At 43.5% G+C, this 14,509-nt stretch carries 11 protein-coding genes; 5 read left to right on the top strand and 6 right to left on the bottom strand.

Going from position 1 to position 14,509, the window contains the following annotated elements; genetic code table 11:
• Positions 1-9 precede the first annotated feature (9 nt).
• Entirely contained in the window at positions 10-261 is a 252-nt protein-coding gene (locus L4C44_RS03450) for a hypothetical protein (RefSeq protein WP_017067298.1), read from the top strand.
• Positions 262-386: 125 nt separating this feature from the next.
• On the opposite strand, the gene L4C44_RS03445 is transcribed toward L4C44_RS03450, so the two are convergent.
• Entirely contained in the window at positions 387-995 is a 609-nt protein-coding gene (locus tag L4C44_RS03445) for a DUF2238 domain-containing protein (RefSeq protein ID WP_146491599.1), read from the bottom strand.
• Between the two features lie 201 nt (positions 996-1,196).
• On the opposite strand from L4C44_RS03445, the gene L4C44_RS03440 reads away from it, so the two are divergent.
• Positions 1,197-2,036, top strand: coding sequence for an isopenicillin N synthase family dioxygenase (locus tag L4C44_RS03440; RefSeq protein WP_146491598.1), 840 nt, complete (start codon positions 1,197-1,199; stop codon positions 2,034-2,036).
• Between the two features lie 310 nt (positions 2,037-2,346).
• Positions 2,347-2,967: a DNA-J related domain-containing protein gene (locus L4C44_RS03435; protein ID WP_146491597.1), complete on the top strand. Its 621-nt coding sequence runs from the start codon at positions 2,347-2,349 to the stop codon at positions 2,965-2,967.
• A gap of 132 nt (positions 2,968-3,099) precedes the next feature.
• On the opposite strand, the gene mrdA is transcribed toward L4C44_RS03435, so the two are convergent.
• The 5 genes from mrdA to L4C44_RS03410 all read right to left on the bottom strand — a co-directional run bounded on the left by mrdA (position 3,100) and on the right by L4C44_RS03410 (position 11,157).
• Positions 3,100-4,998, bottom strand: coding sequence for a penicillin-binding protein 2 (gene mrdA, locus L4C44_RS03430; protein WP_146491596.1), 1,899 nt, complete (start codon positions 4,996-4,998; stop codon positions 3,100-3,102).
• Positions 4,999-5,396: 398 nt separating this feature from the next.
• Positions 5,397-7,052 carry an ABC-ATPase domain-containing protein gene (locus L4C44_RS03425; RefSeq protein WP_285954501.1) on the bottom strand — a complete coding sequence of 552 codons (1,656 nt, stop codon included), beginning with the start codon at positions 7,050-7,052 and terminating at the stop codon, positions 5,397-5,399.
• Between the two features lie 120 nt (positions 7,053-7,172).
• A complete protein-coding gene (locus L4C44_RS03420) occupies positions 7,173-9,080 on the bottom strand; it encodes a sensor domain-containing phosphodiesterase (protein ID WP_428804376.1) in 1,908 nt (635 codons plus the stop codon).
• Positions 9,081-9,258: 178 nt separating this feature from the next.
• Positions 9,259-10,458, bottom strand: coding sequence for an enoyl-ACP reductase FabV (gene fabV / locus L4C44_RS03415; protein ID WP_372385074.1), 1,200 nt, complete (start codon positions 10,456-10,458; stop codon positions 9,259-9,261).
• Positions 10,459-10,539: 81 nt separating this feature from the next.
• Entirely contained in the window at positions 10,540-11,157 is a 618-nt protein-coding gene (locus L4C44_RS03410) for an arylesterase (RefSeq protein WP_076657240.1), read from the bottom strand.
• Here L4C44_RS03410 and L4C44_RS03405 point away from each other — a divergent pair.
• Both L4C44_RS03405 and L4C44_RS03400 read left to right on the top strand, forming a co-directional pair.
• Positions 11,156-11,830 carry an ABC transporter ATP-binding protein gene (locus L4C44_RS03405; RefSeq protein ID WP_428804375.1) on the top strand — a complete coding sequence of 225 codons (675 nt, stop codon included), beginning with the start codon at positions 11,156-11,158 and terminating at the stop codon, positions 11,828-11,830. The genes L4C44_RS03410 and L4C44_RS03405 overlap by 2 nt on opposite strands.
• Position 11,831: 1 nt before the next feature.
• Complete coding sequence (locus L4C44_RS03400) at positions 11,832-14,270, top strand: ABC transporter permease (RefSeq protein WP_428804374.1); 2,439 nt, start codon at positions 11,832-11,834, stop codon at positions 14,268-14,270.
• The last annotated feature ends 239 nt before the right edge of the window (positions 14,271-14,509 follow it).

Below are 14,509 nucleotides of genomic sequence, written 5' to 3'. Positions count from 1 at the left end.
CTAACGGCTATGGCTAAACCTAACAAGAAACAACCGACCAAAACAGTTCAGATATTCTGCGCTAAATGTAAGACACAACTTTTCAAGTATCGAAAAGGTGGCAAAGGTGCGCTCGTAAAGTGCTTTAAGGAACGTATAGTTGAAGACTTCACGACAGAGCCATGCGTATGCCCTGAGTGTGGTATTGAGTTCGCGCGAGATACCTTGGTTCGAGGTACGCCAGCCTACAAATTTGTTGGTGGCAAGGTAACGATGAAATAACCCGTCACGATGAAACAAGCAGTCATATTAAAACGAGCAAGCAATGTTGAAACTAAAAATGCCACAGCACAGTTTGTGTGTGGCATTTCAACGTTGCTTTTGATACTCAGAATAAAGGATTGAGCTTAGTAAGCTCTGACACGACCTTGAAGCTTAAGAAGTAATAACGAGACAATTGCGCCCGTGGTGTCACACAGCATATCTTTCTGTGCATCCCAAATATCGCCTTGTGACCCTAGGAACGCGATACCTTCGTCACCACCGGCAATCTCTGCATACCACCACTCAATAATCTCGTAACCAGCTGCAACACTCATGATTGCAAACAGTGCGAAGAAACACGCAATCATGGGTTGAGCCAACTTCTTGCGAATTAAGTACTCAGCGAGTGGGTAAGCATAAAGGCCAATAGAGAAATGGGCGACACGGTCAAAGTTATTGCGTTCAGAACCTATCACGTTATTGAACCAATCAAATGGTACTTCGGCGAAGGTATACTTCGCGCCTATCGTGTGTAAAATCAGCCAGATAAACATCAAAACATAGGCTGTCTTAGTGAAGGTGAGCTTTGTTGATAACCACCAAATCCCCACCAATATCGCAAGCGCTGGGACAATTTCGGCAATCCATACCGCTCTTGAAGAGGGAGCAAACGCTGAAAATAGAAACACAATTAAATACAGCGTCGTCAGTGACAGTAATGGTCGATTTTGAGCAAGTGGCGTGATTGTCATATCAAGATCTCTCGTCGAAGTTTTGAATAGTGCTACACAATAATGAACAGTGTTCAATTGGGCTTTAATCACCAGATTTGTTGAAAAGTAGCGTTATCGCCCAGTATCTAGACAAACGGTTGCTAGAGTTTCACAAAAGTTTGATTTACAACAAAGCGATCCTTAAAATTGCTTTATTACTACATAACAAGAAAGAAAGTCATGAAACTGGAAACTGTCGATTACCTTGCTGACGACGCAGCAGAACAATTTGTTCGCTCTCTACGTGAAACTGGTTTTGGTGTTCTTAAGAACCATCCAATCCCGAAAGAGCTTGTTGAGTCAATTTACGAAAATTGGTACCAATTCTTCATCTCTGAAGATAAAGAGAACTTCCACTTTAATGTTGAAACACAAGATGGATATTTTCCACCTTCAGTGTCTGAAGTTGCTAAGGGCCACACTGTAAAAGACATCAAAGAGTACTTTCACGTATACCCTTGGGGCCAAATCCCTGAGCAGCTAAAAGAACAGATTCTAGATTACTACCAACGTGCGAACGCTTTTGCTCAAGAGTTGTTAGGTTGGGTTGAAGCTCATGCTCCTAAAGAAGTACAAGAGAAATTCTCTATTGCGTTATCAGAAATGATCAACGGCAGTGAGCAGACTCTGCTTCGTGTTCTTCACTACCCACCAATGCAAGGTGATGAAGAGCCAGGTGCAATCCGCGCTGCGGCACACGAAGACATCAACTTACTGACTGTACTTCCTGCTGCAAACGAGCCGGGCCTTCAAGTTAAAGCTAAAAATGACGAGTGGTTAGATGTACCATGTGATTTCGGTAACATGATCATCAACATCGGTGACATGCTTCAAGAAGCATCAGGTGGTTATTTTCCATCGACAACTCACCGTGTAATTAACCCATCAGGTGAACGCCAAGAGAAATCTCGTATCTCTTTGCCTCTATTTCTTCATCCGAAACCAGAAGTAGTGCTATCTGAAAAATACACAGCAAATGAATACCTAATGGAACGCCTGAGAGAGCTTGGCGTTATCTAATGAGTTAAATGCTTCGTCCCTAAAACTAGGATAGATGTGAAAGGTCAGCTAAATTGCTGACCTTTTTTGTATCCGCACCAAAGAAGAGCGGCTTTATTGCTAACGATTGTGTTCAACTAAATGGTACTCAGTTTTTGACGATGAAAGGTGTCTTTAAGCCAAACGTTAGAAAGTTGTTTGTCCTTAAGCTCGACAAACCGAAGAAAATCGCTTTCAATTAAAGGAGATACGTTACGGGTGTGAAATAGGTTACGTATAGTATCTACTAGTCGAACAATCCATTAATTCAGAGATGTTAACTGAGTCAACTATGTCGAATCATCAAGATGTGAGAGCAAACTTTCATTGCCATATGGAAAACCCGTTGCTTTGGCCGATAATGGAAGTGCTTAAGCAAAAGCCAAGCGGATGGAAAGTACATACATTGGCGGCTCATTTGAACGACCTTGGGTTTGTGCCAGTGTTAGACCCGATACCTGAGAAAGAGTTGTTTAAAAAGAACTTCCTCATCATGAATGCGCTATATCAGCTTCAAGAAACTTTACACCCTGATGGTTGGCTCCAAGTCCAAGCTATGGACATTGAATTGATGAACGGTCGTTATCACGGAAGCAGCCATAGCATAGATCATCAAGACCCACTTCGAGACTACTATATTAATTGGGTTAACTATGAAGCGGATGAGGGCGAAGTCAAAAGGCTGTTGAACGAGTTTTGGACTCGATACAGAAAGTTTGTTGGTGGTGATGAACTCGATATGGATCGAAGCCGAGCATTGAACCTGTTTGAATTACCGCTGGATGCGACCCACCACGAGATTAGAAAGCGTTGGCGACAACTGGCGTTGAAATGGCATCCAGACAGAGAGCAAGGTAACACCGCAAAATTTCAGACACTCTGTGAAGCATGGCATGTATTACGAAGCTCGTAATCGAACGTAGCTTTTAGCTGCCTAGTTGGTTGGACACCTAAAATAGAAAGCCCCACATTGTTGAGTGATACAAGCGGGGCTCGCTAAGTGCTGTAATTACGTTAGGCGTTGTAACTACTTTATTTGTTGGTGCTACGAGTGATCTTTACTCTCACCACTTTTATGCTCAAATGCATAGTCGAGTACTTTACGAATATAAGGTGCGCCGACTTTTGAACCGCCGTTACCATGTTCAATAACCACAGTCGCGACATATTCTGGGTGTTCATAAGGTGCAAAAGCCGTGTAAAGGGCGTGGTCAAGTAAATGCCTAGCGAGTTTCTTCGAGTTGTAGACCTGATCTTTGGCAAGATCAAACACTTGTGCCGTACCTGATTTCCCACCACTCGTGTAGTTGCTTCCCTTAAATGCACGTCTACCACTACCACGACTGCCATGGTTTACGAGTCGCATTGCGTTGAGTGGTACATCCCAAATTCTATCGGGTACTTCCGTAATCGAAGGCATCGACTCAGGTTCAACAAGTTGCTGTGTACTAAAATCTTCACCGTGTTCTAAGGTGGCTCTTAATATATGCGGTGGCATTACCTTTCCATGGTTAACCAGTACCGAGGTCGCTTTCGCAAGTTGCATTGGCGTGGATGTCCAATAACCTTGACCAATACCAATCGGGACAGTGTCGCCTTGATACCACGGGGTACGATAACGCATCATCTTCCACTCTCGAGTCGGCATGTTGGCGGTACTTTCTTCATAGATATCGATGCCCGTAGGTTCACCAAAGCCAAAGCGATTCATCCAGCTTGAAATGCGGTCGATACCCAAATCAAACGCGGTTTGATAAAAGAATGAATCAACGGACTCTTCGATGGCTTGGGTGACATCGACAGGGCCATGACCCCAGCGCTTCCAATCTCGCCATGATTTAGAGTTTCGTTTTGACCCCGGAATTCTCCAAACCCCATGGTCATTACGAATGGTATCCTCAGAGATGACATGTTCTTGCAGTCCTGCCACTGCCATAAATGGTTTAATAGTTGATGCAGGAGGATAAACACCTAAGGTCGTGCGGTTTACCAACGGATGAGCAGGGTCATTTAATAGACGTTGGTAGTTTTTACTCGAAATGCCATCCACAAATAGGTTCGGGTCATAACTTGGGCTTGATGCCATCGCCAACACACTATTGTCTTTAGGGTCGAGAATAACTGCGCTGCCAGTTCGGTGATTAAGTTGTTCAAAGACGTATTTTTGTAGCTCAAGGTCTATATTTAGCACGATATCTTTGCCAGCTACTGGCGGCACGTACTCAATAGTTCGGACAACTCGTCCACGACTATTTACTTCGACTTCTTGATAGCCTTTAGTCCCATGTAGAATATCTTCATAGTAACGTTCAACTCCAAGCTTCCCGATGATTGTTGTAGCTTGGTAATTTGCGTCTATACCTTGTTCTTCGAGCTTTCTGAGGTCGTTATCATTGATGTGTGCTACATAGCCTAATACATGAGTAAGGACTTCACCATTCGGATAAAAGCGCTTTAAGCTGGTATCAATAGATAGGCCGGGGAATTGGTATTGATGCACAGAGAACTTTGCAATCTCTTCTTCCGTTAGATTCTCTAATATCGTCACTGATTTGAAACGGCGAGTGTTGTGATAACGTTTTTTGAATCGAGCGATCTGCTCGGCATCACGCGGGACGTATTTGTCTAGCTTGGCGAGCATTGCATCGACATTGTCGGTTTGCTCTGGAATCATCGTCAGATCAAAGACAAGCTTGTTCTCCGCAAGCAAGACGCCGTTACGGTCGTAAATCAGCCCTCGAGTAGGGGCGATAGGGAGTACTTTGATTCTGTTGCCATCGGCACGAGTTTGATAACTTTTAAAGTTTTCGACTTGGAGTCGGTACAGGTTACCAACTAAGACAAGAGTGAAGAGCAAGATCCCACAAAACGCGACGATTACACGATTTTTGAATAGGTTTACTTCTTTTTTATGGTCACGCATCTTAACGCGTTTATGATTCATTGAAGCCTCAAAGTTTTGTTACATTTGGTTACACCTGTCGAGTCGGGACTTTATCTGAATATCACTAGGGTTTTGTAAAAGCTGTGTCATGATTTAGGAGATCTAAGGCATTAGATGGCGGTAAACAACGCCTTTAATTTTCTCATTAGAAAAGTTGATAAGTAATTGATGTAAAGATTGGTTTTGTGAATTTCTAGAGTTGAAGAGTTTTGAGAGTACTAGAGGTTAGATAAATAGAGGTTAGATAAATAGAGGTCAGATAAATTTACGGCCCTCAGAATGAGGGCCGTAAACAGTTAATTTGCTTACTTAGTAGCTAGTGGCTTAGAAGCTTTAGTAAATTAGAAACTTAGAACTTCAAAAGCCTAGAAGCGCAATAAATCTATTATTTAACGAAATCAGTTCGAAGGCTTGAACTGAGATTTACGCATTCGGTTCAGAGCGGCCATCACATCTAATGTTCTTGGTTTCGCTAGGTCACCGTAGTTAGGCATGTTAGCGTGCCATTCGTTTTCTAAAATAGCTTTGAACTCTTTCGCAGGGTTGTTTGACCAACCTGGAGTTTGTGCGAATTGGAACCAAGCCCAACCGATCGCGTTCACTTCAGACGGCGACTCTAATTGCTCAAGGGCAGAAAGGTCTGCAAACTCTTTACCAAAACGCAGTGACTCTTTGCCCTTCGCGTTAACACGGAACTTACCGTCAGTCAGAATGTTCATGAGTGAAGCACGGTTCAATGAACGCGGCACAAACGTTTCTAAAGCCGTCTCACACTCGTTAGTACGCTGAGTAGGGTGCTGAGCAATAACGTCTTTTGCTTTTTCAGTCACATCTACCGCTTGGTAGTCGTGCATTTGAATCACAGTGTTCGCTACATCTAGGTAATCACCAGAACCGCCCATTACAACAATGGTAGAGATATCCATCTCTTCACGTAACTGGCCAATACGGTCAACAAGTGGGGTAATTGGTTCGTCGCCTTTTGACACTAGCGCTTGCATACGTTCATCACGAATCATGAAGTTAGTCGCTGACGTATCTTCATCGATAAGTAGAGTTTGAACACCGGCTTCAATCGATTCTTGCAACCAAGCAGCTTGAGACGTAGAGCCAGACGCATCTTGTGTGCTGAAATTAGAGGTGTCTTTTTGCATTGGTAAATGATTGATATAGTTCGATAGATTCAAGTTGTGCACACATCGACCATCTTCAGCGCGGATCTTCATCGTATCAATCGCAGTCACGATGCCTTCACGACCGTCACCGGGAATATGGTTATAGATAGAACGTTCAACCGCGTTCAACAGCGTAGATTTACCATGGAAGCCACCACCAACAATCAGCGTGATACCTTTTGGAATTCCTAGGCCTGTCACATCACCTTGGTTTGGTGTGTTTAAAGTAACGCTCAATGATTCTGGAGCAACGAAAGGCACTGCATCTTTCATTGGTAGGTCACAGTTACCCGCGATACGTGGTAGCACGCTGCCGTTTGCAACAAATGCCGCTAGGTTGTTTTCATCTAGTTGAGCACGCAGCGCTTCTTGGTCTTCGATCGTTTCACAATGTTTAATCATTGCGTCGATGTTCAATTCACGCTCAAGCGTCGCGCGACGAATAAACTTCGGTAAGTAAAACGTAATAATGTTGTTCGCTTTCTTAGCAAGAATGCTTCGGCCATCGGCAGGTAGATTGATACGGAAACGGATTTCGATGCCGTGTTCTGTGAAAACAACGGCTGTGTTGTCTAATACCGTTTGACCTGTCAGTGCGATAGACACGGTCGATTCTTGTTTTGCGAACTCAGAGAAGCTACGCGCGATAAAATCACGTGCTGCTACTTGGTATTCGTAAGACTTTTCTTTCAGCCAATCTAACCCAGTTAACGACCACGCGCGCGTTGCACGAAAACGAGAAGCTGACGCATATGGGTCACCTTGGATGTGGTCGATGTGTAATTCAAAATCAGCAAAGTCGTATTGACCTTTAATTTGTTGATATGCACGGTAGTTTTGTTTTTCGAGCTTTTTAAGCTTTGCAGTCAACTGATCCATAACGAGGAATGCCTATATAAGGGGAAAGATAAAAACAGAAAGGCGGCGATTATAAAAATCACCACCTTTAGAGTAAAGAGAAAGTAGACCTAAATCCAAAACTAACTGCTCTTTTTCGCTTTAAGCGTAACGAGTAGTCCCCAAATAGTTTTGATTGATTAAGCTGTGTTCGAATTCTTGGCTCGGCATTGGCCTTCCGTAAAGGTAACCTTGGCCCACATCGCAGCCTTCATTGATAATAAATTGCTCCTGAACTTCCGATTCTATGCCTTCAATGGTTACTTTTAGGTCGAGCTTTTTGGCAATTTGGACAATAGAACGAACAATTTCCGAGTCTTCCTGAGAGTTAAGCATTTGATCAATGAAGCTCTTGTCAATTTTAATGGTATCGAACGGAAATTTCTTCAGGTAACTGAAAGAGGCGTAGCCTGTCCCAAAGTCATCAAGTGACAATGTAACTCCAATGTCGTGCAACGATTCCAAGGTGTTCTTAGCGACAACTTCATCTGCAATAAGGCCGCTTTCCGTGACCTCAAGCTCTAAGAAGCTAGGCTCTAAGTGGTAGGTTTCAAGTAGGTGAACCACTTGTTCCGCAAAATGTACGTTCTTGAGTTGAATTGCAGATACATTCACGGCCATTTTGAAATCGTCGACGTATTCGGACCACTCTTTGGCTTTTTCAATCGCATTACGTAGAACAAAGCTACCCACTTCGAAAATCAAACCGTTTTGCTCAGCCATATGTATCAGGGTTTCGTTAGAAATGTCGCCCAAAACAGGATGTCGCCAACGAAGCAAAGCTTCTGCACCAACCCAGCGATGTGTTAACGGACAGACTTTGGGTTGAAAGTAGAGCATAAGGTCATCATTACGAACGGCTTGAAGCAAATAGCCTTCGATCTTATTAATGTGGGTTTGTTCTTCGGTATGAGATTGAGAGTAGTAAGCGAACTTTTGTCCTGAATCTTTACACGCTAACATCGCTTCAGAAGACTTTTGTAGAATGCTTTCCGCGTCATCTTCGCCGTTCGTAATTGCAATTCCTATAAAGGCATGCAGATGCACTTTGTCACTTTCGATATCGAATTCTGAATGCCCGACCTTAACTAGCGTTTGGCAGAGTTCTTCGAGGCGTTGGTGCAAATCTTTAACGCTAAACGCCAATACGAGGTCAACCGAAGTAGGGCGTGCAGTTAGTACATCAATATCAGAAATACTGTCGATGCGTTTTCGGTATTCAACAAGCACTTGGTCTAACGCGTTATAGCCGTATCGAGCCTGTATGCGTCTGCCGTTGGTAAAACCAATATGAACGACGGCAAATGAGCAGTCTGTCAGTCTTTGTTGTGACGCTAGCTTGTGGTTTAAGCGGGATTCAAATGCGTTTCGGTTCAAAAAACCCGTACCGAGGTCATGATTCTTTTGAAAATTGATCTTTTGTTCTGCCGCTCTTCGCTTATCAATCTCTTGATTTAATGAATAATTGAGGCTAGCGAGATCTTTAGTACGTGTATAAACACGATTTTTCAAGTCTCTATTCATTTGAGTGAGCTTAGCATGCTGAAACAGGGTTTTAAGCTGAGATTCTATCGAGGTACGAAAGCTTTCCAAAAGCTTAATATAGGTTGGTGTGTAGTGATTCTCTTTCGAATCCAAGATACAAATGGTACCGAACAATTCGCCGTTAGGCCAAAGTATTGGGATACCACAGTAAGAGACTAAGCCTAGTTTGATGTCAGGGTTGTCTTCCCAGTCAGGATCAGCGAGGGCATTGGGCACAACAAGTTGTTGTTGAGACTCCATCACCGTTTCACAATAAAGCCCATTGCCTAAGGTTTCAGAGTCGCCTTTGTTGTATGGGTTGTTTTTACTGCGACTGGTTGAGAACACTTCAATATAGTTGGCGTGAACACGCATGATGAGTGCAGCGGGCACTTGAGTGATTTGAGCTAAGAGGTCAACAATGTTCTGCCAACCGGACTCCATATCGTCTGGAATATCTAAGTCTAGCGTTTTTATTTTCTTCATATGACTCCGAGTCAATTATGCTAAATGCATCAACACATCCTGTGTTAATTATGATGAACCAAATAAACTATGAATCTTACGTTTAGTAAGTATAAGAAATGTTGCACGAAAAAACCTCCGCAATTTTGCAGAGGTTTTCAAATGTGAATCCGGATCTCAGTAATGAGATAAGTTTCGATTAAGGCTTTAACTTTATAAAATCTTCTGTATTAAGTTTCTGGCTATAGTCTACCGATGGTTGAGCAAATCCATTTAATTGCAGAAATTCCTCTTTAAACCCTTGGTAATCGCCTAAAGTTTGGAAGTTATTTTCATCCATCTTTTCTATTAGCTCAGTTACGTGAGCTTGGGTTTCTGGGTCTAGTTCCCAATCATCCATACGAATCAATCGCTCGCCATCAAGTGGTACTTTTGATTGACCATAAAGTTTGCTGCTAAACAGACGCTGCATTTGCTGGATACAACCTTCGTGGGTCTCTTTCTCTTTCATCACTTTATACAAAGCAAGTAGGTACGGGCTGAGTCCTGGGATGAAAACGCTCGCTTTAGTGACTAGGGCTTTACAGACCGTAGCGTAAGCGTTGCCATCAAAGTTTGCTAACTCTAGGTTGAGTGCGTGGCTTGTTTGATGAAGGTCAATCTTAGCGCGTCCCAGCGTACCATCTAAGTAAATAGGGTGCGTGACTTCTGGACCAACATATGAAAATGCGATTGTCTTGCAACCTGGTGCAATAGATTCAGCGTTGATGAGCTCATCTATCCATTGTTCCCAATCTTCGCCGCCCATCACTTTGAGTGTGCTTTCGGCTTCTTCTTCCGTCGCGGCATCAAGAGTGTTGGTCACCCAGTTGTCATGTTCCAGCGAAATAGTTGCACCCGTTACGCTTTCCCCAATAGGCTTAATCGCAGAGCGCCAAAATTCCTCAGAATCTGGTTTAGGACGAACGCCTGCAGCTAAGCTATAGATAATTAGATCCACTTCCCCTTCGAAGTAGGTTTCAATGGCTTCGACAACTTGTGAACGTGTTTCTTGCGAAAATGCGTCGCCAACGATGTTGATAGCAGTACGTTGCTCTCGTTCGGCTTCTTTTTTGAAGTAGATGTTGTTGTACCAACCGGCACTACCTAGGGATTTTTCGTTTGGACCGCGCTCGAATGAGACGCCTATAGTGTCAGCTTTTGCGCCGCCAAAAGTAAGGGCAATACGAGCGGCAAGGCCAAAGCCCGAGGAAGCTCCGATAATCAGTACTCGTTTAGGGCCATCTTTGATTTGCGGCGCACTCTTAACAAACTTGATTTGTTGCTTTACGGCTTCTTGACAGCCAAGAGGGTGAGCGCTTTTGGCTACCACACCCTTGATAACAGGTTCGATCAGCATAAATAACCTTACAGTTAACGGTGATATGCACTCAGGCTAACGTAAAGCTGTGTAAAATTTATTGAGCTAGACCATTAAAACTTAAAGATACTGATATAATTCTTCGGCGACGAATTCAGCAATCCAAGGTTGAGCTTCTGGTTTTGGATGCAGTCCATCGTTCATCATCCACTCAGGCTTAAGGATGATATGCTCTAGGAAAAACGGCAAAAGTGGCACGTTTTGTTGATCAGCAAGCGCTGCAAAAACGTATTCAAATTGCTGGTTGTAACGCTTTCCGTAATTCGGTGGGATTTTAATCTGCATCATTATAGGTTTCGCGCCCGCAGCTTTTATCTGCTCAATGATTTGATCAAGATTCGCAGACATCAGCTTAGGTGGGAATCCACGAAGCCCATCATTCGCACCAAGTTCAATAAGAACGGTGTCTGGAGCGTGTTCTTCAAGCAATTGTGGTAGGCGAGCTAAACCATTGCCAGTTGTGTCACCAGAAATACTTCCGTTAACTACGGTTACCGTTTTGTCATGCTTTGCTAACGCGTCTGGTAACAAGCTTGGCCAACTCTGTTTGATGTCCATGTTGTAACCAGCACTCAAGCTATCACCAAGGACCAGTAACTTAGAATCTAACTCGGTATCTTGAGCCAAAGAAGCGGTTGAAAATAAAATAAAGAATAAAAAGGAAATTAGTCTAGTCATGCATACATCCATCATTAAAGCCGAGTCCGTTTCGAAGACAGTGTCTACTAATCAAGAACATTTAACAATCCTAGAGCATGTTGATATTGACATTCGCGAAGGCGAAACTGTCGCGATTGTCGGCACGTCTGGTGCAGGTAAATCGACCCTAATGACGTTGCTTGCCGGGCTTGATGTACCAACGAATGGCGAAATCAGTTTACTAGGGCAGTCACTTTCACAGCTTGATGACGAAGCTAGGGCGAAAATCCGAAGTGAGTCGGTCGGGTTTGTATTTCAAAGCTTCTTATTAATTCCAAGCCTTTCTGCGCTACAAAATGTCACGCTGCCTTGTTTGTTGAAAGGAGAAGACGAAGATATCGAACGTGCGACGGCTTTGCTTGAATCAGTAGGCTTGAGAGACAGGCTTGAACACTTGCCGTCTCAGTTATCTGGTGGTGAACAACAAAGGGTCGCTTTAGCTCGTGCTTTTATGATCAAGCCAAAAATCCTTTTTGCTGACGAACCAACCGGTAACTTAGACCAACAAACCGCAGCAAAAATCGTTGAACTATTATTTGAGCTGAACTCTTCTCACGGCACCACATTAGTATTAGTGACACACGATCCTAAGCTTGCGCAACGTTGCCAAAGAACACTTAAGATGCATGTCGGTCAGATAGAGGAAGTCTAAATTGAATTCATCAAACGGACTGAACAAACGCCTGTTCTCATGGAGTATCGAAGAGATTCGACACGGTCAGTTGTGGCCAGTTTCAATCGCTTTAACGCTTATTATTGCTTGTGTATTTGCATTATCGGCGTTGGCCGAACGTATGGAGCAGGTGATTGTTAAACAAGGCAAAGATGCGCTTACTGCCGATAGCGTGTTTATCTCAGCAAACCCAATCCCGCAATCCTTATTAGACCTCACTAAAGTTGAGCAATTTGAAAGCTCTCAGTTGACTCGTTTTTCAACCATGGCATTCAGTGACAACTCGATGCAGTTAGTGACGGTGAAAGCGGTTGAAAGTAATTACCCTTTACGCGGTGAGATGATCTTAGAGGGTGCAGATAAAGCATCCAGTAACCATGTTAAGCCGGGTGAACTTTGGTTAGACGAGCGAATATTCGCACAGTTAGAGGTTGATATTGGTGACAATGTCACTATTGGCGATGCCGATTTAACGATAACTGGGCGAATCAAACAAGAACCAGGCTTGAGCTTTAACCCATTCCAACAAATGCCTGCTGTGCTAATTCATACCAGCGATATCGAGGCCACTGGAGCGATTCAACCGGGCAGTCGTGTTAGTTTTAGGCTGTTTCTAAACGGTGATGATACAAAACTGAAAGCCGCGCAAGAGAGTATAGAATTAACACCAAGCGATCGCTGGCGTACTCAAGATTCAGCCAGTCGTACCAACGACATGTTCGAAAGCACAACTCAATATCTTTCGTTAACGGTTGCTATCGTTGTGATCATGGCTGCGACCACTTTGGTACTCACGTGCCAACATTATGTTGCGAGTCGTCGCAAAACCATCGCGATGCTTAAGAGTTTGGGAGCAAGCAAGCAGTGGATCGTTAAATGGTTGTCAGTACAGGTATCTCTGTTAGTGGTTATCGGTGCAGTACTGGGAATTACCATCGGTATCGGCTTAGAGTTTTTGCTTCGTATACCTCTGGGCGACTTATTACCAACGCCACTTCCTAGCTATGGTATTGAACCTGCTATCTTGGCTATTTTATCAAGCATCTTAATTGGTGCTCCTGCTCTTGGTATTCCGTTAATTGGCTTGGTCAACACTTCTGCAATCAGCGTTATTCAATCAAGTCATCAGTCCAATGAAAGCTACAAGAAATACTTGTTGTTACTGGTACCGATTATTCCAATGATGCTGATGTATGGCGACAATCTATTGGTATGGATAGTTCTAGCGGGTATCGCTTGCCTGTTCTTAGTGCTCGCGATTGTCAGTACGTTTGTTCTGCGTTTAGTTGGCAAGCTGCCGACAACGACATCTATGCGTTTGGCATTAAGCCGAATTAATCGCACACCATTAGCAACAGGGATTCAATTTGGTTCTTTAGCGCTATCTTTGATGCTGCTATCGATCATTTGGTTGGTGAGAAGCGATCTACTGTCAGATTGGCAACAAACCTTGCCCGAGAATGCGCCCAACGCGTTTGCACTTAACATTGCAAGCTATGAGAAAGACAGTTACCTTGCAACCATTGATGAAAATGAAGTCGAACGTACTCAAGCATTCCCAATCATTCGTGGACGATTGACGACTATCAATAGTGTCGAAGCATCTGAGTATAGCGACACATCAGAGCGAACTGATGCTCTAAGTCGCGAAATCAACTTCACATGGGGAGATAGCTTGCCCGAGTACAATGAAGTGCTTGAAGGCAAATGGACGCAGGAGCAGGGCGTATCTGTTGAATCTGACGTGGCTGAGCAGCTAGGTCTGAAAATTGGAGATGAACTTGCTTTTACCATCAACAGTCAAAATGTATCAGCCAAGGTTAACAGCATCCGTAAAGTAGAGTGGCGAGAAATGAAGCCGAACTTCTACTTCATATTTACGCCAGATGTTTTGAGCTCTATTCCTTCTACTTGGCTAGTGAGCTTTAGATTAGAAGAGCGACACAATCAAATGCTCAACGAACTCTCTCGAAATCACCCAACCGTGAGTTTGATGGATATTCGTAAGATGGGCAGCAAGATCCAAGAGTTGCTCAAACAGATTGTTTGGTCGATAACGGTACTTGCGGCGTTAGGTGTGGTTGCGGGGCTGTTGCTTATCTTTACTTTGTTGAGATTGAGCTTATCTCAAAGACAACAAGAAATACGTTTATACCGAACGTTAGGCGCAAGTAAGAAACGCATTCTCAATACCATTTGGTGTGAGTACGGTTTAATGGCATTAGTGGCAGGCTCAATTGCTGCGCTCGGTTCTGAGCTCAGTGTCGCAGGGGTAATGAACTTTGGCTTCGAACTAGAACCTTCACTCCACCCGATGCTTTGGGTGGTGCTACCTGTGCTAACATTTATAACATTGGCCGCAGTGGTGAACAGCTTAATAAAACGTCTATTGGCACCAGTAAACAAGGATTTTGGTTAGTCATTAGCGTGATCTAACCAAATGCTTAAAACGGTTTAAAAGTGAGATTATTTGTATTTAGTCATGCACTATTTATAAGGCGTCGCTTTAGACCGTTTTTTATTTGACCAACGCGTAGCACAACTAGCAAATATCTCACCTTTATTTTCCAACTTTTTAGTATTTTTTAAAACTAATTGCGCAATAATGCCGATTTAATGAACAGTGGTTAGTCCCTGTAAACAAAGGGTTTGCGCAAC

Origin of the sequence: Vibrio satsumensis, assembly GCF_050337435.1 — a bacterium.
Classification (GTDB): domain Bacteria; phylum Pseudomonadota; class Gammaproteobacteria; order Enterobacterales; family Vibrionaceae; genus Vibrio; species Vibrio satsumensis.
Note: the sequence above shows the minus strand (reverse complement) of the source record. Positions and strands in the feature narration are given on the sequence as shown.